Here is a 22,754-nt window from a genome sequence, read left to right as displayed (position 1 = left end):
CGCGAGATGGCTGAGTACGACGCCGACGTCCCAGCTGGCATCGTGATGACCTCGATGGAGGCCATCGTCGGATGGCTTCGCAAGACTTCCTTCTGGCCGCTGACGATGGGTCTGGCCTGCTGCGCCATCGAGATGATTTCCTACGGTGGTCCGCGTGCCGATGCCGCGCGCTGGGGCCACGAGGTGTTCCGTGCCTCCCCCCGTCAGGCCGATCTCATGATCGTCTCGGGCCGGGTGAGCCAGAAGATGGCTCCGGTGGTCCGTCAGCTTTACGACCAAATGCCCGAACCTAAATGGGTTATCTCTATGGGGGCTTGCGCATCCTCTGGCGGCATCTTCAATAACTACGCGGTCGTCCAAGGTTGTGACCACATCGTCCCGGTGGATGTCTACCTGCCAGGCTGTCCGCCTAGCCCGGACATGCTCATTGACGCTGTTTTCAAGATCCGCGAGCAGATCCAGCATTGGCCGCTCATGGGTCACATGTCCGAGGTCGAGGCGGCCAAGGAGAAGCAGGCCCTCGACGCCAAGACCACTCTCGAGCAGAAGGGGCTCATGCGATGAGTGACAAGCCGACCCCGCGCGGTGCCGCAGGCGGCTCGGACTCCGGGGATCGCATCCCCGACGGCCGCAACTTCCTTGATCCCAACGATCCCGACCAGGTCCACACTCCCGCTAAGAGCCATGAGTGGACCGATCGTCGCATCGATACTCGAGAGGGCATGTGGGCGGCGACCTCCGGCCCCGGCGACACGTCTGGCTATGGCGGCATCGTTCGTACCGTCGACATCTCTGGCAACTTCGAGCGCCCCTATGGGGGCTGGTTTGACGAGGTTGCTGATCGTATGGCCGAGCTCGTCCCTGACTTTTCTGACGGTCTGACCGTGGTCGATCGTGGGGAGATCACTTTCTTCGTCCGCCCGGAAAAGCTCCTCGAACTCGTCAGGGCTCTTCGAGACGATGACGCCCTGCGCTTTGAGAGCTGTTCATGCTTGACCTGCGTACACTATCCCCACATGGCCGGGCGCGAGATGCACGTCGTGTACGACCTGCTGTCGATGACACATAACCGGCGCATTCGCCTCGAGGTTGCTCTGGCTGATCCGGGCCAAGAAGACGTCGCCCGGACCGGGCACAGCGATGTCGACTCCCTTCCCCACGTACCCAGCATTGTTTCGGTCTACCCGCATGTGGACTTTCAGGAGCGCGAGGCCTGGGACATGTTCGGGGTCATTTTCGACGGCCACCCGGCTCTTACTCGCATCCTCATGCCCGACGATTGGGTCGGCCATCCGCAGCGCAAGGACTACCCCCTCGGTGGTATTCCGATCGAATATAAGGGTGCCGTCGTGCCACCGCCGGACCAGCGCAGGAGCTACAACTGATGAGCGAGAACCACGAGTACTTGTCCCAGGGCGGCGACTGGGCCCAGATTGTTGATGAGGCTGCTGAGCGAGGCGACGAAACCGTCGTCGTGAACTTCGGGCCTTCCCACCCGTCTACCCACGGCGTCATGAGGCTCATCATCGAGCTTGACGGCGAGTCGGTGTCAGACCTGCGAGTCGGGGTTGGATTCCTCCATACCGGTATCGAAAAGAACATGGAGTTCCGCACCTGGACTCAGGGTGTCACCTTCATGACCCGGTGCAATTACGTTGCGAACTTCTTTAACGAGCTCGTGTATTGCCTGGCCGTCGAAAAGTTGCTCGGTGTTACCGACGACGTCCCCGAGCGCGCTCGCGTACTTCGGGTCATGATTACCGAGTTGAACCGCATTTCCTCCCACCTCATCGCGGTGGGTACGGGTGGTCTGGAGCTTGGTGCGTCCTCGGTGGCCGAGGTTGGCCTGAGGGAACGCGAGATCATCCTGGAATTCAACCAGGCCGTCACGGGTTTGCGCATGAATAACGCGTGGATCCGTCCCGGTGGCGTCGCTACCGACCTGCCCGAGACCGGACTCGACCAGTTGCGCGACCTCATCAAGCGGATGGAGAAGTACCTCCCCGAGATCGGCCAGTTCTGCAATGAGAACCCGATCTTTAAGACCCGCACCAAGGGCATCGGTTACGCCGACCTATCTACCTGTATGGCCCTGGGAGTTACCGGCCCTGCTCTGCGCGCTACCGGCCTACCGTGGGACCTTCGCAAGACCCAGCCCTATTGCGGTTACGAGACGTACGACTTCGACGTCGCCACCTGGGATACCTGCGACTGTTACGGGCGCTTCCGCATCCGTCTGGAAGAGATGGACCAGTCGGTGCGCATCCTCAAGCAATGTCTCAAGCGCCTTGAGGACACCCAGGGTGAGCGTCACATGGTCGAAGACCCGCACATCGCGTGGCCGGCTGAACTGGCTTTAGGCCCCGACGGTCAGGGCAACTCCAATGAGCACATTCGCCACATCATGGGCGAGTCTATGGAGGCTCTCATCCATCACTTCAAGATCGTCACCGAGGGATTCCGGGTACCTGCTGGCCAGGTGTACCAGGCCATCGAGGGAGCTGGTGGCGAGCTCGGCTGTCATCTCGTCTCTGACGGCGGCGTTCGGCCCTACCGTTCCCACTTGCGCGACCCTGGATTCATCAACGTGCAGTCCCTGCCCGCCATGTGTGAGGGCGGAATGCTTTCCGACGTGGTGCCGTCTCTGGCATCCCTGGATCCCGTCATGGGAGGAGTTGACCGATGAGCGATCGAGAACCCGTCAACCTGGGATACCCCTACGTCGAGTCTTTCCATTCGGACTTCTCAGGGACCGGTGGAGTCGACCAGACTGACCGTTCCACCAATATTGACGAGCACACCGTCGAGGAGATGCGTCAGATCGCCTCGCGTTACCCTGACTCCCGTTCGGCCCTGTTGCCGATCCTCCATCTGGTCCAGTCAGTGGATGGACGCATCTCGCCGGTCGGCATTGAGACCGCAGCCGAGGTGCTCGGCATCACTACCGCCCAGGTCTCTGGGGTAGCGACCTTCTACACCATGTACAAGAAGCACCCCGCGGGTCAGCATCACATCGGGGTGTGTACCACGGCGCTGTGTGCCGTCATGGGTGGCGAGGAGGTGCTTGCCCGTGTCGAGAAGAAACTTGGCATCAAGGAGGGGGAGACGACCCCCGACGGCAAGTTCTCCCTCGAGAGAGTGGAGTGCAACGCCGCCTGCGATTTCGCGCCGATCATGATGGTCAACTGGGAGTACATGGATAACATGACCCCGATCCGCGCCGAAGAAATCCTGGACGCTTTGGCCCGCGACGAAGAGGTTCACTCCACCCGTGGTGCGAAGATCACCAGTTGGCGTGAGGCCGAGCGAGTGCTCGCCGGCTTCCCCGACGGTCGGGCCGACGAGGGTCCCAGCGCCGGTGAGGCATCTGTGCAGGGTGTTCGACTAGCTAAACAAAACGGCTGGAAGGCTCCAGACCCAAATAGCCTGCCCGCTCCCGCTGAGCCCGTGGAGGAGAAGAAGTGACCGATCCACTGACCCCGGTTCTGTCGGCGAATTGGGACGACGAGCGTAGCTGGAAGCTGCTCAACTACGAGCGACAGGGCGGATACACCGGCCTTCGTAAAGCTTTGACGATGCAGCCTGATGAGGTCGTCTCGCTGGTCAAGGACGCTAATCTGCGCGGCCGTGGTGGCGCTGGATTCCCGACCGGCATGAAGTGGTCGTTCGTGCCCAAGGACAACCCCAACCCGACCTACCTTGTTGTCAACGGTGATGAGTCCGAGCCTGGTACATGCAAGGACATGCCGCTCATGATGGCCTCCCCGCACACCCTCGTCGAGGGTGTCATCATCGCCTCCTACGCCATCAAGGCCAAAGTGGCTTTCATCTATATTCGCGGTGAGGTGCTGCACGTTGTCCGACGCGTGCAGCAGGCTGTGCGGGAGGCCTACTCGGCCGGTTACATCGGCAAGAACATCCTCGGTTCCGGTTACGATCTCGACGTCGTCGTCCATGCCGGCGCAGGCGCCTACATCTGTGGCGAGGAAACGGCTCTGCTGGATTCCTTGGAGGGACGTCGTGGTCAGCCTCGGCTGCGCCCGCCCTTCCCGGCTGTTGCGGGTCTGTACGCCAGCCCGACGGTTATTAACAACGTCGAATCCATCTCGACGGTGCCGTCGATCCTGCGTAACGGCAAGGAATGGTTCAAATACATGGGCACCGAGAAGTCCGATGGCTTTACCATCTACTCCTTGTCCGGGCATGTGGCCCGTCCTGGGCAGTATGAGGCCCCCATGGGTATTACGCTGCGTCAGCTGCTCGACATCTCCGGTGGCATGCGACAGGGACACGAACTGAAGTTCTTTACTCCCGGTGGCTCCTCGACACCGATCCTGACCAAGGATGACATTGACCTCCCACTCGACTATGAGGGGATGGCCGGGGCCAAAACGATGCTCGGCACGAAGGCTCTGCAATGTTTCGATGAGACTACTTCGGTGGTTCGAGTCACCTTGCGGTGGCTAGAGTTCTACAAGCACGAGTCGTGTGGCAAGTGCACCCCGTGCCGTGAGGGCACCTGGTGGGTGGTCCAGATGCTGCGTCGCATCGAGGCCGGCGAGGGTGCCGAAGGTGATGTCGACAAGCTGATGGACATTGCCGACAATATCGGTGGCCGTTCATTCTGCGCTCTGGCTGACGGTGCCGTGGGCTGTCTGCGCGGGGCCATTGGCTACTTCCGCGACGAATTTGAAGCTGGCTGTCGAGGAATACCCGCCTGGCAGTACTTGCCCTATGAGCGCAGTTCGGTCTTCACTGACGCCGATCGCCGAGTCCTGGAGGGGGCCGGAGCATGAGCGAAAACAAGCCCGTCGAACTCGTGACGTGCACTATCGACGGTCAACAGGTGAGTGTCCCCAAGGGAACCCTCATCATTCGTGCGGCCGAATCTATCGGCACTGCTATCCCAAGGTTTTGTGATCATCCGCTGCTCGATCCAGCTGGTGCCTGTCGAGAGTGCCTTGTCGAGATCCCCGATGCCGGTAACGGCCGTGGCTTCCCCAAGCCGCAACCGTCTTGCACCATGCCGGTCGCCGAGGGGATGATCGTCAAGACTCAGGTCAGCTCCGAGATGGCTCGCAAATCCCAAGAGGGCATGCTGGAGTTCCTCCTCATTAACCACCCGCTGGATTGCCCGATCTGCGACAAGGGTGGCGAGTGCCCGCTGCAGAACCAGGCGATGGCTAACGGGCGTGGTGAGTCCCGCTACGGCGGGGTCAAGCGCACGTATCCCAAGCCGATCAACATCTCGGCCCAGGTGCTGTTGGACCGTGAGCGTTGTGTGCTGTGTCAGCGCTGCACTCGATTCGCTGATCAGATCGCCGGAGACCCCTTCATCAACCTGCAGGAGCGCGGCGCCGTCTCCCAGATTGGTGCTTACCAGGGTGACGACTTCAACTCCTACTTCTCTGGCAACGTCATCCAGATCTGCCCGGTGGGAGCTCTTACCAGCGCCGAGTACCGCTTCCGTTCCCGTCCCTTCGATCTGGTCTCGACGGTGACGACCTGTGAGCACTGCGCAGCCGGCTGCCAGCTGCGCACCGATCACCGTCACTACGAAGTCAAGCGTCGCAACGCCGGCAACCTGTCGGAGGTCAACGAGGAGTGGAACTGCGATAAGGGGCGCTTCGCCTTCCGCTACGGCCGTGCTGACGACCGGGTCACGACTCCGCTAGTGCGTCACAACGGCGTGTTGGAGCCGGCGTCATGGGCCGAGGCCCTACAGACCGCCGCCGCTGGATTAACGAAAGCTGGTACTAGCGTCGGCGTCCTCACCGGTGGACGCCTCCCGGTGGAGACGTGCCTGTCCTGGTCCCGGTTTGCTCGAGTCGTGCTCGGCACCAACAACGTCGACTTCCGTTCCCGGCCACACTCGGCTGAGGAGGCCGCCTATCTGGGTGCCAGAGTCGCCGGGCGCAGTCTTGAGGAGTCGGTCACCTACGCCGACCTTGAGAAGGCTTCGCGGGTGGTCCTGGTGGCCTTGGAGCCTGAGGACGAGTGCCCGATGATCTTCCTGCGCCTGCGTAAGGCGTGGCGTCGGCACAAGGTGGCGATCACTGCAGTCGGAACTCACCTGTCCAATGGCTCGGCGAAGATGGGAGCCGAGCTGGCTCGCTGCCTGCCCGGTCAGGAGCCCGAGGCTCTCGCCCAGTTGGTCGCCGACGGGACCATTGGGGAGGGAACCATCGTGTTGGTGGGGGAGAGGGCCGCTACCCGGCCCGGTACCCTGTCGGCCATCAACGACCTTGACCCGACGGTTCGGGTGGCCTGGGTGCCGCGTCGAGCTGGCGAGATTGGTGCCATCGAGGCTGGTCTGCTGCCTCAGCTGCTGCCAGGTGGGCGTCTCGTCGACGATTCCAAGGCTCGCGTAGATGTCGCGGCCGCGTGGGGAGCCAGTAACTTGCCAACCCAGCCTGGCCTTGACACCGGCGGAATGCTGGCTGCCGCCCAGGCCGGAAAACTCGACGCGCTGGTTGTTTCTGGCGTAGAGCTGGCCGATATGCCCGACCCGACCGGAGCCCGCGAGGCTGTCGAGAATTGCGGGTTCGTCGTTTCGGTCGAGCAGCGCTTTTCCGAGGTTTCGGCCCGGGCTGACGTTGTCTTGCCGGTCTGCCTGCTGGAGGAAACCTCCGGTACCTTCCTTGACTGGGAGCATCGCCCTGGCCGAGTCAGGGTGGTCAATAAGCAGCCCGCGACGCCCATGAACGAGATCCGCGTCATCGACGCCCTGAGCTCCCAGATGGGGTCGGTCTCCGGCCTCGCAACGGTCGCTCAGGCCCATAAAGCCTGGACAGACCTTGGGCAGTGGCAGGGTGGTCACCCGAAGATGGCGTCGACCTCCCCGCTCGTACCACAGACCCCCATGGTTGAGGCTGGTTCGGTTGGCCGAGTGCTGGAAACCTGGCGTCAGCTTCTGGAGGGTTCGGCAAGCCTGACCGGTGCCGATGCCCTGGTTGCCACCGCCCCCGCTCCGGTCGCCGTCATCGACCCGTTGACAGCCGAGCAACTTGGCGTGACCACTGGGCAGCTCATTGATGTCTGCGGCCCTATCAATCTGCGACTTCCGGTCAAGATCGACGCGACGATGGCGGCTGAGGCAGTGTGGATCCCGTCGCTGCGTGGCGATTCGACTGCTCCGCAGAGTCGAACCACCGTCCCCGACGCTCCCGGAACTGTCGTTTCATTGAGCGCCGTTGAATCCGAAACTTCCCGAGAGGCAGGTGTGGCATGAGTCCCCTCGAGGCCACCATTGACCCGGTGTGGCTCATCATCATCAAGGTCGTCATCCTCTTCGTGATCCTGCTGGCCTGGACCATTTTTAACGTGTGGTTCGAGCGCCGTGTGTTGGCCAAGATGCAGAACCGCATCGGCCCGATCATGAACTCGGCGTGGGCTGGTGGTGTGTTTCAGGCTGTCGGTGACGGTTTGAAGCTCATCTTCAAGGAGATGCTCACCCCGAAGGGTGCCGATAAGATCGTCTTCAACCTGGCGCCGGTCATTGCGGGCATCGCCTGCTTCGCGTCCTGGTCCGTCATCCCGCTCGGTGGTGAAGTGTCGGTCTTCGGCCACACCACCAGGCTTCAGATTACTGATGTGCCGGTTGCGGTGCTGTTTATCCTCGCGGTGGCGTCCATCGGCATTTACGGCGTGGTGTTGGCCGGTTGGTCTTCGGCGGGCACGTACTCCCTACTCGGCTCGCTTCGCTCCAGCGCCCAGATGATCTCCTACGAGGTCGCGATGGGCCTGTCCTTGGTGACAGTGTTCATCTTCTCCGGCTCAATGTCGACATCGCAGATCGTCGAGTCCCAGGCAAATCATCTGGTTGTTGGCGGATTTGATACCCATATCGCCGGGCATTATTGGTTGCTGCTGATCCCGAGCTTCATCATCTACGTCATTACGATGTTCGGTGAGTCCAACCGTCTGCCTTTCGACCTCCCAGAGTGCGAGTCGGAGCTCGTCAGTGGTTACATCACCGAGTATTCGGGCTTTCCCTATGGCATGTATTTCCTGGCGGAGTACATCAATATGGCGACCCTGTCGGCGGTCTGTACCACCCTGTTCCTGGGTGGCTACCGCGCTCCATGGCCGCTGAATTACTTCGGGGTCATTGATTCAGGCTGGTGGGGCCTGTTGTGGTTCTTCCTCAAGACCCAGCTCGTCATCTTCTTCTTCGTGTGGGTGCGCGCCGCGATCCCGAGGTTCCGCTACGACCACTTCATGGATCTGGGCTGGAAGGTCCTTATCCCGGTGTCGCTGGGGTGGGTCCTGCTGGTCGCTGCCTGGCGCACTGTCATCAATCAAGGGTGGGGCCGGAACCCGATCTTCCTGGTGGTCGTCGGCGTCATCATGGTCGCCCTCATCGTGTGGGCATTTATGGGTGGCAAGGCCGATTCCACGGCCAAGGAGGTTCCGAATCAACCCTTCGACGCTTTCGCCGGTGGCTATCCGGTACCGCCATTGCCACATCAGGTGCAGGCCCCGCTGGCTGGGGCCGCAGCAGCCACCACGGTGGCTCGACGAGACCACGACGAGAACGGAGGTCTGTGATGGGAGCCTGGTCAGGATTCGGGATTACCTTCGAGACGATGTTCCGCAAGCCCTTCACCCAGGGATACCCGGAGAAGGGCAAGGAAAAGCCGATGCCGCCGCGCATGCACGGTCGTCACCAGCTCAACCGCTGGCCTGACGGGTTGGAAAAATGCGTGGGTTGTGAGCTGTGTGCCTGGGCGTGCCCTGCCGATGCCATCTACGTCGAGGGGGCAGATAACACTGACGAGGAGCGTTACTCGCCCGGTGAGCGCTACGGTCGCGTCTACGAGATTAACTATCTGCGCTGCATTCTGTGCGGAATGTGCATCGAGGCGTGCCCAACTCGTGCTCTGACGATGACTAACGACTTCAAGATGGCCGACACCTCGCGCGCCAAGCACATCTGGACCAAGGACGAGTTGCTGGCTCCTCTCAAGGAAGGTATGGAGCAGCCGCCACACCCGCGCCGACTCGGTGACGACGAAGACGACTACTTCAACGGTCTTCCTCCCTCCGGGCAGGACGACGTGCGTACCGGTCCGGCCAACAGTGGTGCTACCGCATACCGGGACGATGACAAGGACACTCAACGCAAGGACGAGGAGGCTGCCCGATGACTCCGGGACTTCACCTGCTCGCCGGTCTTGTACCTATGGTGACGCCATCCCAGTGGTCTTTCTGGCTGTTGGCGCCCATCATGGTGCTTGCGGCCCTGGTGATGGTTTTTGCTAAGAAGCCAGTCCACTCGGCGTTGTCGCTGGCCGTGGTCATGATCTGTTTGGCCGTGCAATACGCCAGCCAGGAAGCGCCTTTCCTTTTTGTGGTGCAGATCATCGTCTACACCGGCGCCATCCTTATGCTCTTCCTCTTCGTCGTCATGCTTGTCGGCGTCGACTCCACCGACTCCCTCAAAGAGACCCTCAAGGGCCACAAGGTGGCGGCTATTATCGCTGCCTTGGCCTTTGTGGTGCTGCTGATCCTGGCCGTCGGCAATGCGGTGACGACTGGTGTGATTGGCGCTGACCATCCGGTGGGCCTGGGGCAGGCCAATGCGGCTGGCGGGGATAACGTCAAGTCGCTTGCCGAGCTGGTATTCACCAAGTACGTCATCGTCTTTGAGGCCACGTCAGCCTTGCTCATCACGGCTGCCGTCGGCACGATGGTGTTGGCCCATGGCGAGGCCGACAAGAAGAAGACCCAGCGTGAGCGGGTCACAGACCGCATGACGTCTTACGCTAAGTACGGCTCCCACCCCGGTGTTCGTCCCAATTCCGGTGTCTACGCCCGCACGAACCAGATTGGTGCTCCGGCCTTGCTCCCTGACGGCACGGTGGCTCAAGACTCGATTTCGGGAACCTTGGCGACCCGCGGTGCCATCATCGACGCCGGTGAGTTGAAGGCTCCGACGCACCGGGCGTTTGCGTCAATCAGTGTCGCCCGCCACGAGGTCCAAGGAGAACTCGAATGAACCCGAACGACTACCTGGTGCTGTCGGCGATCTTGTTCGCTATCGGCATTCTGGGCTTCCTCACGAGGCGTAATGCCTTGGTGGCCTTTATGTCGGTGGAGTTGATGCTCAACGCCGCGAACTTGGCCTTGGTGACTTTTTCCCACGTGCACGGCTCCCTCGACGGACAGGTCGGGGCTTTCTTCGTGATGATTGTGGCAGCTGCTGAGGTGGTTGTCGGCCTAGCGATCATCGTCACCATTTTCCGTTCCCGTCGCACCACTTCGGTGGACGACACCAACCTGCTGAAGTTCTGAGGGAGGTACCGTGACTGTCCTAGAAACCGGCCTGTTCAACGTGGCTTGGCTCATGATTGCGGTGCCACTGGTGGTTGCCGCGCTGCTACTGGTGCTGGGGCGCCGCAGCGACGCGTGGGGACATTTGTTGGCCACCGTCGCCCCGATCGTCTCTTTTGTCATCGGATTGGTCCTGTTCATCGACCTGCTCGGACGTGATGGCGCGTCTCGTGGCGTCGAAGTGGGGGTCTACCGATTTATCGATGTTGGGGCCTGGGATCTGCGAGTGGGGTTGCTCATTGACCAGCTGTCAATCCTGTTCGTGTTGCTCATCACGTTCGTGGGATCGCTGATCCACATCTACGCGATCGGGTACATGGCCCACGACACCGATCGTCGTCGGTTCTTCGCCTACCTCAACCTCTTCATCGCCGCGATGCTGACGTTGGTGTTGGCCGACAACTACCTCATCCTGTTCGTCGGTTGGGAGGGCGTCGGTCTGGCCTCCTACCTGCTCATCGGGTTCTGGTTTGGTCGTCCCGCTGCTGCCCGCGCCGGTAACAAGGCTTTCATCATGAACCGCATCGGTGACCTCGGTTTGACGATGGCGATCTTCACGATGCTTTCCCAGTTCGGCAGTGTGCGCTTCGCCGATGTCTCGGCTAAGGCGTCGGGGCTGACGTCAACCTGGGCCACGTTGCTCGGTTTCATGCTGCTGCTAGCTGCCTGTGGTAAGTCCGCCCAGGTTCCATTGCAAGCCTGGCTGCTTGACGCCATGGAGGGCCCGACCCCGGTTTCGGCCCTTATCCACGCGGCGACGATGGTAACCGCCGGGGTGTACCTGGTTATACGGTCTCACGAGATTTACGCTCAGACGGGTGCAGCCTCATTGGCAGTGGCGATCATCGGTACCGTCACCCTGCTGTTTGGTGCCTGGATCGGTTCGGCAAAGAAGGACATTAAGAAGGTCCTTGCCGGGTCAACGATGAGCCAGATCGGCTACATGATGCTGGCTGCAGGCCTGGGGCCGGCTGGTGCGGCGCTGGCGATTTTCCACCTGCTTACCCACGGTTTCTTTAAGGCGAACATGTTCCTCGGGGCTGGTTCGGTGATGCACGGTACCGGCGACGATACGGACATGTACCACTTTGGTGCGCTGTCCAAGGCGATGCCCATAACTTTCTGGACCTTCGCCTGCGGCTACCTTGCCATTATTGGCATCCCTGGTACCTCCGGCTACTTCTCCAAGGACCACATCATCGAGGCTGCCTTCGACAAGGGCGCGGTCTTCGGGGTGCTGGCCCTCATCGGTGCCGGAATCACCGCTTACTACATGACCCGCCTAATGATGCTGACCTTCCTGGGATCCAAGCGGTGGCGTGAGGACGTCCATCCGCACGAATCCCCGGCGGTCATGACTATCCCGCTCATCGTGTTGGCTATCTTGTCGATCTTCGCAGGCGCCTTCATGAACCACTGGATCGGCGACTGGCTGGCCCCGGCCACTGGTGCTGAGGTCGAGCATGTCGGCATGTGGCATATGGGTGTTATCGGCATAATCACCCTCGTTGTGGTGATAGTTGGCATCGTGGCCGGCTGGTTGCTCAACCGTCACGATGTGCCGAGCGAGGAGCCCGAGACCCGCGATCCGCTGCTGGTCGCTGGTCGTCACGACCTCTACGGCGACGACGTCAACGATGTCATCGTGGTGAAGCCGGGGCGTTGGCTGGCCGGTGGTGTCGCCGGCTTCGACCGCTCGGTCGTCGACGGTCTGGTTGACGGTGCCGGCTCCGTTACCACGGCTTGTTCCCAGATCATCCGCAAAGTCCAGAACGGTTACGTGCGCAGTTACGGCCTCATGATGGTCGTCGGCGTGGTGGTCGTCGGACTCGTCGTCGTCCTGGGCCGGATGGCCTGAGCGCAGGAGGAGCTGACATGTCTTTCCCGATCCTCACCGTGATTGCTCTACTGCCGATCGTCGGCGGCGTTATCACCATGATGCTGCGCGGGGCTGCGGCCCGAGCCACCGGAATGGTGTTTGCTGTGGTCACTCTGGTACTGGGTGTCTACGCTTTCATCGTCGGCGTCAATGGCACCGACCTTTCAGAAACCCATCGCTGGATCCGTGCCGTCGGAGCCTGGTATGCGCTGGGCGGTGATGGCCTTTCCCTGGCGATGATCCTGCTAGTCGTCATCCTTGTGCCGGTCGTGCTACTCGCCGAGTGGCAGGTAGGCGACGGCGAGACGGCTCGTTGGTCAACCGGGGCGTTTTTTGGTCTGGCCCTCATGCTCGAGGGGTTGGCGACTTACTGTTTCGCTGCCACTGACGTCTTGCTGTTCTACCTCATGTTCGAGGCCACCCTCATCCCGATGTACTTCCTCATCGCAGGGTGGGGCGGTCCACGACGAGGCCGAGCAGCGATGAAGTTCCTGCTGTACTCTTTGGCTGGTGGACTGGTCATGCTATTCGCCGTTATCGGCGTCGGGGTGCACGGCGGGTCCTTCCTTCTGAGCGACCTGGCAAAGGTGGACTTCTCGGGGACGATTGGTAAGGAGCTATTCGTCGGATTCTTCATCGCCTTCGCGATCAAGGCCCCGATGGTCCCGGTGCACACCTGGCTGCCTGACACCGCCGAACAAGCCACCGCGGGGGCATCTTCCCTGCTCGTCGGTCTGCTCGACAAGATCGGCACCTTCGGAATGTTGAGGCTGTGTCTGGGGCTGTTCCCCGCTGCCTCTGACTGGGCTACCCCCTTCGTCCTCACTTTGGCGATCATCTCGGTGCTGTGGGGTGCGATGATGGCGGCGACCTCGAGTGACCTGATGAGGTTCGTCTCGTATACGTCAGTGAGCCACTTCGGCTTTATGGTCATTGGCATTTTCGCCCTGACGACGACGTCGATAACGGGTTCGATTTTCTACATGTTCAACCACGGCTTCTCGACGGCGGCGTTGTTCCTCGTGCTTGGCTTCCTGGTGCGCCGGGGTGGGACGGCGAAGGTCGACGGCTACGGCGGCGTCCAGAAAGTCGCCCCGGTGCTCGCCGGAACTTTCCTGTTCGCCGGGCTGGCGACCCTGTCGTTGCCGGGCACCGGAAACTTTGTCAGCGAGTTCATGGCTCTGGCTGGTGCCTGGTCGCGTCACCCAATCTATGTCGCCGTTTCGACCATCGGCATGGTGCTGGCTGCGGTTTACGTGCTGGTGACGTACCGACGCACTATGACCGGCCCGGTGCAGGGTGCTGCTGAGCAGGTCAGTGACCTGAACGCTCGGGAGAAATTGGTGCTTGCACCGCTCATCATTTTGCTGTTGGTGTTCGGGTTCTTCCCCAGGCCGATGCTGCACGCTATTGAGCCGGCGGCCACGGCCACCATGACTCAGGTCCACGCCACCGATCCGGCACCCGTCGTCAAGGAGGGTCTCAAGTGAATCCCGCCCTGTTGATTACCGCGTCTGGGGAGCCGGCGCTCCTCGACGTCGCGGCTCCGCACCTCGAGTGGGGGCCACTGGCGCCGGTATTCGTCCTCATGGCAGCGGCCTGCGTGGCGGTACTGGTGGAGGCTTTTGTGCCCCGGCCGGGTCGTCGTCCAACCCAAATCATCGTGACGGTCGCCGCTCTGGTGGTAGCTATCGCCTCGACGCTGACCACCATTTCCCGCGGCACCAGAATTATCGCCGGGCAGGGGACTGTGGCCCTCGATGGGCCGACCCTGGCTACCTGGGTCATTCTGTTGATGACCAGCCTCGGGGCCGTGGTGCTGTTCGCCGAACGAGTCGGCACCACTCAGACGGCGTTTGTGGCTAGTGCTTCATCGGTGCCTGGCTCTCCCCTGGAGGCTAAAGCCGAGCAGGAACATCGCGAGCACACCGAGGTTTATCCACTGCTGATGTTCGCGGTGTTGGGCATGATGTGCTTCGCCGCAGCTGACGATCTCATCATGATGTTCGTCGCCTTGGAGATTTTCTCCCTGCCGCTGTATCTGCTGTGTGGGATGTCGCGCCGTCGTCGACTGTTGTCTCAGGAAGCCGCCTTGAAGTACTTCTTGTTGGGCGCGCTGTCCTCGGCCTTGTTCCTGTATGGCATCGTGGTGCTGTATGGATGCGCCGGCAGCTTCAAGCTCGGCGACCTGGCCGCAGTGGGCGTCACTCAGGTTGGTTCGTCGAAGCTCATTGTCGCGGGCATGGTCTTGGTGACTGTCGGCCTGCTGTTCAAGATTGGCGCGGTTCCGTTCGCTTCCTGGACCCCTGACGTTTACACCGGTGCTCCGAGCCCGGTCAGTGGCTGGATGGCGGTTGCGACGAAACTCGTCGCCCTCGTCGGTCTGATGCGCGTGCTGTATGTCGGATTGGGCGCGATGAGATGGGACTGGCAGATCGTGCTGGCTGTCGTGGCTGTTGCTTCGATGGGTGTTGGCGCCATCGTTGGTCTCGCACAGACCGATATGAAGCGTCTGCTTGCCTATTCCGCTATCGCCCACGCCGGGTTCGCGCTGGTGGGTGTTGTCGGGGCCTGGACGACCCAGACCGGTATGGCCGAGGGACAGACTGGGTCGGTGTCCTCGGTGCTGGTCTACATGACGGCCTATGGCTTGGCGTCGATCGGCTTCTGGTTACTCGTCCTCATGGTGCGTCGTGCCGGTGGCGAGTCCACCGAGATCGCCTCGTGGGCGGGTATCGGTCGTAGCCATCCGTGGATCGGTGTGCTGGTTGTCATCTTCGTGCTGAGTTTCGCCGGTATTCCGCTGACGGCAGGTTTCACCGGCAAACTGGTGGTCTTCCTGGCCGGATGGCGTGGCGGATACGCCTGGTTGGTGTTGATTGGGGTGTTGTTCTCCCTGGTCGCGGCGGCTTTCTATCTGCGTATCATCGTCGTGGTGTTCTTCCGGTCCACGAAGGAGGGTGACGATCCGGTTGAGGTCGCCGAGCCCTCCGTTGCCGGATGGGTCACCCTCATCGTTTGCGCGGTGTTCACCATCGTCATGGGTGTTGCTCCGCAGCCGATTATTGACCTGTTCAACCAGGCGAGTACGTTCCTGCGCTGAGTTTGTCAATGGGGCTGGGGTCGCAGTCCGGAAGCGTTGCGACCCCAGCCCGGTTACATCTTTAGGTCATGACCATGACATGCCGGCAAGACGCGAGCACCGTCAAGCCAGTAATGTGGAGAATGGCCAGGTCACGTCGAGACGACGGCCGAACGAGTACCGGGCGATCACCTGGTCGGAAGAGGAGAACCGTGTCGTACAGCGCCAGCAGCGAGTTCACCGATCTGGTGAGCGCCAAACTTGCCCTCATCGAGGACGAGCTGGGCCGTCAGGCCGGCGCCGACACCCCTTTTGTGACTGAGGCAGCCAACCACATCATTTCTGCCGGTGGTAAAAGATTCCGTCCGTTGTTGGTGGTGTTGTGCTCCCAGTTTGGTGACGAGGTCAGCGACGCCGATCTGGTGCGTGCCGCCGTTGTCATGGAGCTCACCCACGTCGCCTCGCTGTATCACGACGATGTCATGGACGAGGCGTCCAGGCGTCGCGGTGCTCCCTCGGCGAACCTGCGGTGGGGTAACTCGGTGGCCATCATGGTGGGCGACTACCTGTTTTCGAGGGCTTCCCTGGCTGTAGCGGAGTTGGGAGCCGACTTCGTCAGGCTGCAGGCTCGGACGTTCTCCCGTCTGGTGCAGGGACAGATCGCTGAGATCCGTGGCCCCTCCCAGGGGCAGGATCCGCTGGCCCATTACCTCAAGGTCGTTGCCGATAAGACGGGATCACTCATTGCAGCCTCTGCCGTCTTTGGGGCGATGGTCTCCCATGCTTCCGCGGAAAATGTCGCCGCTCTGGAACAGTTTGGCGAGGACATCGGAGAGGTATTCCAGCTTGCCGATGACCTCATTGACATCACGTCGACGGCGACCGGTAAGACCCCAGGTACCGACCTGCGTGAAAAGGTTCCGACCTTGCCGACCCTCCTGCTGCGCGCTTCTGACGACCCGGCGGACATCGAACTCAAGGGGATGCTCGATGCTGATCTCTCCGATGACGCCGTGCTGTCTGACGTATTGGACAAGCTACGCGTTAACCACGTTATCAACGAAGCTCGTGTCGAGATCCAGCGCCGGGCTGACCGCGCCCGTACCCACTTGGCTCCGCTGCCCGACGGGGACGCCAAGCAGGCTCTTGAGGCACTGTGCGACGAGGTTGTTTCTCGCTCGTCCTGACGCCACGTCCGAAACTACTAAGGAGGCATCGTGTCCCGTCGTCTTGACCTCATCGGCATCGGCCCCGGCAACCCGGATTGGCTGACCCTGGCGGCTGTCGACGCCATCCAGCACCTCGACGTCCTCTTTGTCGTCCTCAAAGAGCACGACGTCGATGATCTCGTCGAGTTCCGCCGTCAGGTGCTGCGTCGTCACCGCCCCGACGCCGACTTCGATGGGTTGCACATCGTCGAGTTGCAGGATCCGCCGCGTCCATGGAAGACCGCCGAGAACTACAAAGCGGCCGTCGCCAAGTGGCGTCGCCAGCGACTCGATCAGTGGACCCATGCCGTCGCTGACAACCTTGCCGACGGTGAACGCGGTGGATTTCTGGTGTGGGGTGACCCGGGCCTGTTCGAGTCCACTCTCGCCATCGTCAAGAAACTCATCGCTGCCGTTGACGCTGACGGGGGTGTGCCGATTGAGCTCGACGTCATTCCTGGTATTTCGAGTTCGCTGTCCCTGGCGTCGCGTCACCAGATTCCGCTCAATCGGCAGGGCCGCGCGCTGCAGATCTCGCCTGCCCGGTTGCTGGCCAACGGGATGCCGGAGGGTGTTGACGATGTGATCGTCATGCTTGACGGGCGTCAGACTTTTAGCCTCATTGATCCCACAGATATCGATATCTACTGGGCGGCCTACATCGGCACTCCCGACGAGATTCTCATCAGTGGGGACCTTGCTGAGGTTCGCGAGGAGATCCGGAGCGCTCGTGCCGACGCTGAGAAGCGTTTAGGGTGGGTGTTCGATACGTATCTGCTGCGTCGTCGCTGAAGTCCAGTCATTGTGACCGAGTACTCACGGTCACAATGACTGGACTTCAGCCCGCTCTCGGCGCTGGATTCGGTTGCGGCACAATTGTGGGCATGGATTCTTTGCGCCCTCGCCGTTCTGTTTTATTCATGCCCGGCGCCAATGCCAGGGCGCTGGAGAAGGCCCGCAGCATCGACTGCGACGGCATCATTATTGATTTAGAAGACGCGGTGGCCCCCGATCTCAAGGTTGAGGCCCGTGAGCGCGCGGCTGGCGTTGTGAAAGAGCATCCGTACGGCTACCGGGAGGTTGCCATCCGTGTCAACGGGATGGACACCCAGTGGTATCACGATGATCTCGCTGCCGCTGTTGCCGCTGGCCCGGACGCTATCGCTGTCCCCAAGGTCGGCTCTGCCGAGCACGTGCACGCTATTGTCGCTGACATGGAGGCCGCCGGGGCCGATGAGAGCGTCAAATTATGGGCCATGATCGAGACCCCACGGGCGGTGCTGGATTGCCTTGACATCGCGGAGGCCTCCGACCGTCTGACGGTGCTCATCATGGGCACTAACGACCTGACTAAGGAGCTGCGCGCGTCTCACGTGGCTGGCCGCGCCCCGGTGGTGACGGCGCTGCAGATGTGCATGCTGGCGGCTCGGGCAGCCGGTACCGCCATTCTGGATGGGGTCTACAACGACGTCCGCGATGTTGAGGGATTCACCTCCCAGTGCCGTGAGGCCCAGCTCATGGGATTCGACGGCAAGACGCTCATTCACCCCGGCCAGGTCGGCCCGGCCAACGAGGTCTTCGCCCCCGACGCTGAGGAGGTCGCCGAGGCTCGCGGCATCATCGACGCATGGGAGAACGGCAACGGTTCGGGCGTCGTGACCTACCAGGGCCGCATGATTGAGAACCTTCACGTCGATACTGCTCGTCGAGCCCTGGCGATGGCTGAGGCGATCGAGGCACGAGGGTGATGTGAGATCGTGGCCGTCAGCGGTGGTGCATGAGGGACGCCAGAACGGTGTTGCCATCTGTTGATGGCGGGATGAGGAATACCGCGTGTGCCACGTAGATCCATCCGATCACCCTCACGGTGCTCCTCGCTTCAGACGGAAGACCACCACCGATGAGCAAGGTAAGAGCACCCAACGCGACGCACGCTAGGGGGCCGGCAGCCGCATTGACCGCGATTGCTCGCGGGGATGAGCTACCGCGAACGATAAGGGAGATTCGCAGCAGGGTCGACTCCCAGCGAGCTTCGGCATCCGGAGATGTGACCGACAAGGCCAACCAGTGGCCGATCTCATGGATGAGGTAGGACCCAAGGACGCCGACCACAACGATCACGAAGGCGTTGGTGAATAAGACGGGATCGCTGTGCGAGAGGATGCAGAACACCCAACCAAAAACCAGAATGGACACGGGAATGCTCCCCGCCACGGCTACGTGATGGCATAAGGGCCACGGACGCACGTGACGGGCAGATGCCCAAGTTGGTGGTTCAGTGGAGCAGCGACTCACGGTATGTTTTGAGCTTGATGACGATGAAAGACACCAGCAAGGTGAAGGCGAAGATCACTGCGGCGACCGCCCCCAGGCGAGGCAGGGACGCCACTCCCATCGTCGCCTTGACAGTATTGTGAGAGTGCTCCACAGACGATTGAAAGTAGACCGAGCCGAAGAGCCCAGTCAGGTGAGCTGACTCGTTGTCGTGTACCGAAAACATCAGGATGAGGATGGTTCCGGTGGCCAGCGCTAGTGTGGCAATAATCGTGATGATCAGGCTTGTCAGGTAGACCTTGGGGTTCTTCATCGGGCTGCCTTCCGTTGATCAGAAATGGTGATGATGCTGTGGGTGATGAGCAAGACTGCGCTGACGATACCCAGGCCAATGGATGCCGTGGCAGGAAGGTGGAGGATTCCACAGAACACTACGAGTACCGTTCCGATAGCCAGCATGATCGCGCAACCCAGCAGGATCGACAGGGGATTGTCGTCACGAGCTGGAATAAAAATCCCAACAGCAATGGTGATGAGGGCTGATCCGCATACTCCCGCCACAGCGAGGGCTGTGGAGTGGGCTGGGTGGCCAGTGAATACGTCGATCAGCACTGCCACTACAAGCATTGGGGAGACGAGGGCGTATTGTGCTGCGAGCATCCGGAGATAAAAGCGGGATGCTGGTAGCCGCGGTTCGAAGGTGCGGAAGGTCGGTGCCAGGGTGGCGAACTGGAAGAATCCACCAATGGTCATGGGTTCCACCCCCCACACTGACGACGGACTGGCGATTCTGGTTGCCAGAAGTATGACGAATCCTGCCGAGAGCACCGCGGCTTGCAGGCTGTATCGGCTGCGGAAGAGGGCTTGGAATTGGGGTGCCGCGTTGCGGAAGCGATTGCTGATGCCTGCGAGGGGAAACATCACGAAGCGATGCCGTACATCCAACGGTGATGTCGGCAATACCATGACAGGTAGGAGACTCAGCACGAGCAGAACGACGAAGCAACCGATCACCGCGGGAGCGCCGTAGTGCAAGCCGATGTCGTGGAAGACGAGGCTCCAGACGGTAAATGGCTCTGGTGTGGAGGTGATGGCAGCTAGCATTGTGGGCATCGACCGCCACAGTGCGAGGACGACGAAGAAGAGAACCACGGCAAGGATCGGCTGGCGGGCGGGGCCCAATGGGGTGCGGGCGAGTGCCAGGTCGCAGCATCGATGGGACATTTCCAGCACCGTATAGGTGGCGGTGGCTGGCATCACAACGCACATTGTCAATCCTGGGATGGCTGAGATGCCGAAGTTCACCAGGGTCGAGACGCTGGTGGCGAACATCCCGATGATGACGATGAGCAGGGTGGTAGCTCCATCGAGGACCCCCACAGCGCGCTGTCGCTCCCGGTTCGTGATGGGAAGGTGGTGGGTGATGGCCATCATGGTGCCGGCGTCAGCCATGAGCACCTTGACGATGAGGAAGGCAACTGCGGTCCACACCACCGAGGACAGGGAACTGACGGTCAGGACAAGATCTCGGGTTGTTGCTTCGCCTGCCCCATCATGGGTGAGGATCACCGCGAGAATGGTCGCGGTGAGAAGGAAAAGCATGACGCAAGCGAAGGCACCGAGACGGGCGGCACGTGACTTGAGGACCCCCTTTCCAACGACGACACGGACCAGGTACGCCCCCATGAAGCGCATGATGGTCATGGTCCGTGAAAGGTTCTCACGGAGGCGGGTTCGAGGCGCCGGTGTGACGGTGATTCGGCCTTGCGTGGGTGAAGTCTTTCCCGCACTGGCTACCCAGATGGTGTCAGTCTCGGTCATCCCAGCCCCATATACCCAACGATGAGGTCACGGATGGTGGCATGTCGGGCGCGCAATTGGTCGACGGCGGAGAACTCGACCATATTCCCATAGTCGAGCATGGCGACGTGGGTTGCGCAGCGGTCCAGCATGGCGAAATCGTGGCTGCAGATGATCTGGGTACCGCCTTGCCGGATGTGGTTGAAAAGGGCGTCCTCGATCGTCATCTGGGCCTCGATGTCGATGCCGTTGAGCGACTCGTCGATGATGATCACGGGGGAGTGGGCAAGGAGCGCAGCTGCGATTTGGGTTTTCTTGAGCATGCCGTGGGAATAGCTCTCCATAAGATCGTCATGGCGACCCGCCATTCCCAGACGTTCGAAGATGTCAGCGGTCGCACCACGCAGACGTGGTTTCCCGAGAACCGATGGGGACCTCAGAGACAGGGTGTACGAGATGAATTCCGCCCCGGTGAGGAATTGCGGTAGGTGATCGTTGTCGGCGCAGTAGGAGATCGCCCTGCACGCGATTCGGGAACCGCAGGGGTAGCCGAGGACATTGGTCGTCGCCGTCTTCGGGGCAGCGAGGATGCCCTGCAAGATCTTGCACAGCGTGGACTTTCCCGATCCGTTGGGGCCAATGAGCGCAAGGCAAGATCCTTGGGTTATCGCCAGAGTGACATTGTTGAGGACCGGCTTGTCAGAGTAGTAGAAATCCAAATCCTTGATCTCGATGACGGGCTCGTGACAAGAAAACGGACCCTCGAACTTCGATGTACTCGCGAGGACTGGCCCCCCTCGCGGGGAGGGGAGTCGGTCGGCATCATCGGATGGACGCATTAGCGTGCACACTCCATAGATATGGAGATGCCGTACTTCACCCATTTCCAGTGGCCGGTGAACTTCCCGTGCTGGTTGACGACGCACCAGATGGCCATACCAGCAAGGAGGGTGGCACCCAGCCCGATGAGCACCGCGATGAACACGAGCCACCAGGCGTCGTGACGGAGGAGGGCGCAATCGAACTTGTTTTTGAGAATCTCGGTGGTGGACTGCAAGGCAAAGGCTTGTGATTCGGGCATGATGCGATCTTTCCTAATGTTGAATATCGTGTCGTGCGGTCTCGCCGTGGCTACAGAGTAACTCCTACGTGGGTCACAGGTTGCGAGTGTTTTCGATGTTTTTCTGTTGACTTCGTCACATCAGGGCACAGCTGTTAGCCCAGTTTCAATGCCGGCTTGACAAGCATGTTCACCGTTGACGTTGTCAAGATCGTCGGGTTGAGCCTGTTGCGTCATAGTGTTCGCAATGTGTCTTTCCAGCGATTCTTGGTGGGGATAGCAGCCATCTTGCTTCTCCTGCCCACTGCGTGCTTTCGACAAGATGATGCGCAGGCACCCGTTGTCGATAACCTCGGTACGGTCTTCAGCCCCTCGAACTCTCTCATTCGCGAGCCGACGAACTCGTCAGCCACTGGGACGCTCAAGAGCACATATGAGTACCTCCGGCTCATCGACGGTCACGATCTACCCGACGACGATGGCTACGCTCATGATCATCTGGTCGCGGCTTTGCGCCCGTATTTGGTGAATGGTGGAGACAGTCGGCAGGCCCACGTCAACCAACTCATGGCGGCGTCATCCCTGAAAACCCTCAACGCGTTGTCCGACAAGGAGAGATCAGAGGTCGACAAACGTACCCGCCTGCCGAAGGGCTGCATCACGAGAAAGACGGTGATGACGGATCTGCCCATCGCGACGATGAGGCGGGAGATCGGCCTGTCCAACGACGGGTTGTGCCTCACACCGTGGAAGGTCAAGACGACTTCTTCCGAGGAAGCTCGGTGGGCGATGCAGGCGCTGGCCAGTGCCGACCTATTCAGCAATGCTAAGGACGCCGAGAAATGGGGGTGGGAGTCGATCTCGGACAGGTATTTGCGCCATCTCGAGACCTACAGTGGCCCGAGTACGACTATCGCGATGGCCTTGTCGGCGGCGAATACCGTCTCTACATTGTCTCGTTCCCAGTTGCAACGCATCGGCGACAGTCTCGCGGATGCGCCATGTCCGAGGAAGGACCTTGGTCCGGCGCTCATTCGCAATGGAAAGCCGGTCAAGGACAAGTGCAGTATCGAATCGGCGTACCTGTTGAGGTATTCCGGGAATTGGGCGTGGTGA

The 22,754-nt window shown here is 60.9% G+C and carries 22 protein-coding genes; 17 read left to right on the top strand and 5 right to left on the bottom strand.

Annotated features, from left to right (window positions below; all coding sequences use genetic code 11):
- Positions 1-6: 6 nt before the first annotated feature.
- The 16 genes from A5483_RS09225 (at position 7) to A5483_RS09150 (ending at position 18,252) form a co-directional block, all read left to right on the top strand.
- The gene (locus tag A5483_RS09225) at positions 7-564 is read left to right on the top strand and encodes a NuoB/complex I 20 kDa subunit family protein (RefSeq protein ID WP_002514934.1); all 558 of its coding nucleotides are present in this window, start codon (positions 7-9) and stop codon (positions 562-564) included.
- A complete protein-coding gene (locus tag A5483_RS09220; protein ID WP_002549888.1) occupies positions 561-1,385 on the top strand; it encodes an NADH-quinone oxidoreductase subunit C in 825 nt (274 codons plus the stop codon). The genes A5483_RS09225 and A5483_RS09220 overlap by 4 nt, the downstream gene beginning before the upstream one ends.
- A complete protein-coding gene (locus A5483_RS09215; RefSeq protein WP_063811664.1) occupies positions 1,385-2,686 on the top strand; it encodes an NADH-quinone oxidoreductase subunit D in 1,302 nt (433 codons plus the stop codon). The genes A5483_RS09220 and A5483_RS09215 overlap by 1 nt, the downstream gene beginning before the upstream one ends.
- Positions 2,683-3,465 carry an NADH-quinone oxidoreductase subunit NuoE gene (nuoE, locus tag A5483_RS09210; RefSeq protein ID WP_003866504.1) on the top strand — a complete coding sequence of 261 codons (783 nt, stop codon included), beginning with the start codon at positions 2,683-2,685 and terminating at the stop codon, positions 3,463-3,465. The genes A5483_RS09215 and nuoE overlap by 4 nt, the downstream gene beginning before the upstream one ends.
- Complete coding sequence (gene nuoF / locus A5483_RS09205; RefSeq protein WP_063811663.1) at positions 3,462-4,796, top strand: NADH-quinone oxidoreductase subunit NuoF; 1,335 nt, start codon at positions 3,462-3,464, stop codon at positions 4,794-4,796. Before nuoE ends, nuoF begins: the two co-directional genes overlap by 4 nt.
- Positions 4,793-7,231 (top strand): NADH-quinone oxidoreductase subunit G, encoded by a 2,439-nt coding sequence (locus tag A5483_RS09200; RefSeq protein WP_063811662.1) that lies wholly within the window; start codon positions 4,793-4,795, stop codon positions 7,229-7,231. The genes nuoF and A5483_RS09200 overlap by 4 nt, the downstream gene beginning before the upstream one ends.
- Entirely contained in the window at positions 7,228-8,550 is a 1,323-nt protein-coding gene (gene nuoH, locus A5483_RS09195; protein WP_063811661.1) for an NADH-quinone oxidoreductase subunit NuoH, read from the top strand. Before A5483_RS09200 ends, nuoH begins: the two co-directional genes overlap by 4 nt.
- Positions 8,550-9,149: an NADH-quinone oxidoreductase subunit NuoI gene (gene nuoI, locus A5483_RS09190; RefSeq protein ID WP_003866509.1), complete on the top strand. Its 600-nt coding sequence runs from the start codon at positions 8,550-8,552 to the stop codon at positions 9,147-9,149. Before nuoH ends, nuoI begins: the two co-directional genes overlap by 1 nt.
- Entirely contained in the window at positions 9,146-10,000 is an 855-nt protein-coding gene (locus A5483_RS09185) for an NADH-quinone oxidoreductase subunit J (protein ID WP_063811660.1), read from the top strand. Before nuoI ends, A5483_RS09185 begins: the two co-directional genes overlap by 4 nt.
- Positions 9,997-10,296 (top strand): NADH-quinone oxidoreductase subunit NuoK, encoded by a 300-nt coding sequence (gene nuoK / locus A5483_RS09180; RefSeq protein ID WP_003866464.1) that lies wholly within the window; start codon positions 9,997-9,999, stop codon positions 10,294-10,296. The genes A5483_RS09185 and nuoK overlap by 4 nt, the downstream gene beginning before the upstream one ends.
- 10 nt (positions 10,297-10,306) lie before the next feature.
- A complete protein-coding gene (gene nuoL, locus A5483_RS09175; RefSeq protein WP_063811659.1) occupies positions 10,307-12,193 on the top strand; it encodes an NADH-quinone oxidoreductase subunit L in 1,887 nt (628 codons plus the stop codon).
- A gap of 17 nt (positions 12,194-12,210) precedes the next feature.
- The gene (locus tag A5483_RS09170; protein ID WP_063811658.1) at positions 12,211-13,704 is read left to right on the top strand and encodes an NADH-quinone oxidoreductase subunit M; all 1,494 of its coding nucleotides are present in this window, start codon (positions 12,211-12,213) and stop codon (positions 13,702-13,704) included.
- Positions 13,701-15,317 (top strand): NADH-quinone oxidoreductase subunit NuoN, encoded by a 1,617-nt coding sequence (gene nuoN / locus A5483_RS09165; RefSeq protein ID WP_003866442.1) that lies wholly within the window; start codon positions 13,701-13,703, stop codon positions 15,315-15,317. Before A5483_RS09170 ends, nuoN begins: the two co-directional genes overlap by 4 nt.
- A 191-nt stretch (positions 15,318-15,508) precedes the next feature.
- On the top strand, positions 15,509-16,483 hold the full coding sequence (locus A5483_RS09160) for a polyprenyl synthetase family protein (protein ID WP_063811657.1): 975 nt from the start codon (positions 15,509-15,511) through the stop codon (positions 16,481-16,483).
- Positions 16,484-16,513: 30 nt separating this feature from the next.
- A complete protein-coding gene (cobF, locus tag A5483_RS09155; protein WP_063811656.1) occupies positions 16,514-17,296 on the top strand; it encodes a precorrin-6A synthase (deacetylating) in 783 nt (260 codons plus the stop codon).
- 92 nt (positions 17,297-17,388) lie between these two features.
- Positions 17,389-18,252, top strand: a complete 864-nt coding sequence (locus A5483_RS09150) for an HpcH/HpaI aldolase/citrate lyase family protein (protein ID WP_254926945.1) — start codon at positions 17,389-17,391, stop codon at positions 18,250-18,252.
- A gap of 16 nt (positions 18,253-18,268) precedes the next feature.
- On the opposite strand, the gene A5483_RS09145 is transcribed toward A5483_RS09150, so the two are convergent.
- From A5483_RS09145 to A5483_RS09125, 5 genes are all read right to left on the bottom strand, one after another.
- Complete coding sequence (locus A5483_RS09145; RefSeq protein ID WP_002519595.1) at positions 18,269-18,718, bottom strand: hypothetical protein; 450 nt, start codon at positions 18,716-18,718, stop codon at positions 18,269-18,271.
- Positions 18,719-18,779: 61 nt separating this feature from the next.
- Complete coding sequence (locus A5483_RS09140; RefSeq protein WP_002515372.1) at positions 18,780-19,091, bottom strand: hypothetical protein; 312 nt, start codon at positions 19,089-19,091, stop codon at positions 18,780-18,782.
- Complete coding sequence (locus A5483_RS09135; protein ID WP_002515371.1) at positions 19,088-20,482, bottom strand: hypothetical protein; 1,395 nt, start codon at positions 20,480-20,482, stop codon at positions 19,088-19,090. Before A5483_RS09135 ends, A5483_RS09140 begins: the two co-directional genes overlap by 4 nt.
- A gap of 113 nt (positions 20,483-20,595) precedes the next feature.
- The gene (locus tag A5483_RS09130; RefSeq protein ID WP_002518040.1) at positions 20,596-21,417 is read right to left on the bottom strand and encodes an ATP-binding cassette domain-containing protein; all 822 of its coding nucleotides are present in this window, start codon (positions 21,415-21,417) and stop codon (positions 20,596-20,598) included.
- Entirely contained in the window at positions 21,417-21,659 is a 243-nt protein-coding gene (locus tag A5483_RS09125) for a hypothetical protein (protein ID WP_002515413.1), read from the bottom strand. Before A5483_RS09125 ends, A5483_RS09130 begins: the two co-directional genes overlap by 1 nt.
- A 165-nt stretch (positions 21,660-21,824) precedes the next feature.
- On the opposite strand from A5483_RS09125, the gene A5483_RS09120 reads away from it, so the two are divergent.
- Positions 21,825-22,754: a hypothetical protein gene (locus A5483_RS09120; RefSeq protein WP_063811655.1), complete on the top strand. Its 930-nt coding sequence runs from the start codon at positions 21,825-21,827 to the stop codon at positions 22,752-22,754.

This window comes from Cutibacterium namnetense, assembly GCF_001642025.1.
Lineage (GTDB): Bacteria > Actinomycetota > Actinomycetes > Propionibacteriales > Propionibacteriaceae > Cutibacterium > Cutibacterium namnetense.
The sequence above is the reverse complement of the archived record's forward strand: the minus strand, read 5'-3'. Positions and strand labels throughout refer to the sequence as shown.

Bases quoted from the DNA above. Each gene is read 5' to 3' on its own strand.
- nuoI (WP_003866509.1), top strand. From the start codon at position 8,550: ATGGGAGCCTGGTCAGGATTCGGGATTACCTTCGAGACGATGTTCCGC.
- A5483_RS09220 (WP_002549888.1), top strand. From the start codon at position 561: ATGAGTGACAAGCCGACCCCGCGCGGTGCCGCAGGCGGCTCGGACTCC.
- nuoE (WP_003866504.1), top strand. From the start codon at position 2,683: ATGAGCGATCGAGAACCCGTCAACCTGGGATACCCCTACGTCGAGTCT.
- A5483_RS09150 (WP_254926945.1), top strand. From the start codon at position 17,389: ATGGATTCTTTGCGCCCTCGCCGTTCTGTTTTATTCATGCCCGGCGCC.
- A5483_RS09120 (WP_063811655.1), top strand. From the start codon at position 21,825: ATGTTCACCGTTGACGTTGTCAAGATCGTCGGGTTGAGCCTGTTGCGT.
- A5483_RS09125 (WP_002515413.1), bottom strand. From the start codon at position 21,659: ATGCCCGAATCACAAGCCTTTGCCTTGCAGTCCACCACCGAGATTCTC.
- nuoH (WP_063811661.1), top strand. From the start codon at position 7,228: ATGAGTCCCCTCGAGGCCACCATTGACCCGGTGTGGCTCATCATCATC.
- A5483_RS09130 (WP_002518040.1), bottom strand. From the start codon at position 21,417: ATGCGTCCATCCGATGATGCCGACCGACTCCCCTCCCCGCGAGGGGGG.
- A5483_RS09200 (WP_063811662.1), top strand. From the start codon at position 4,793: ATGAGCGAAAACAAGCCCGTCGAACTCGTGACGTGCACTATCGACGGT.
- A5483_RS09135 (WP_002515371.1), bottom strand. From the start codon at position 20,482: ATGACCATCATGCGCTTCATGGGGGCGTACCTGGTCCGTGTCGTCGTT.
- A5483_RS09225 (WP_002514934.1), top strand. From the start codon at position 7: ATGGCTGAGTACGACGCCGACGTCCCAGCTGGCATCGTGATGACCTCG.
- nuoK (WP_003866464.1), top strand. From the start codon at position 9,997: ATGAACCCGAACGACTACCTGGTGCTGTCGGCGATCTTGTTCGCTATC.
- A5483_RS09170 (WP_063811658.1), top strand. From the start codon at position 12,211: ATGTCTTTCCCGATCCTCACCGTGATTGCTCTACTGCCGATCGTCGGC.
- A5483_RS09140 (WP_002515372.1), bottom strand. From the start codon at position 19,091: ATGAAGAACCCCAAGGTCTACCTGACAAGCCTGATCATCACGATTATT.
- A5483_RS09185 (WP_063811660.1), top strand. From the start codon at position 9,146: ATGACTCCGGGACTTCACCTGCTCGCCGGTCTTGTACCTATGGTGACG.
- A5483_RS09215 (WP_063811664.1), top strand. From the start codon at position 1,385: ATGAGCGAGAACCACGAGTACTTGTCCCAGGGCGGCGACTGGGCCCAG.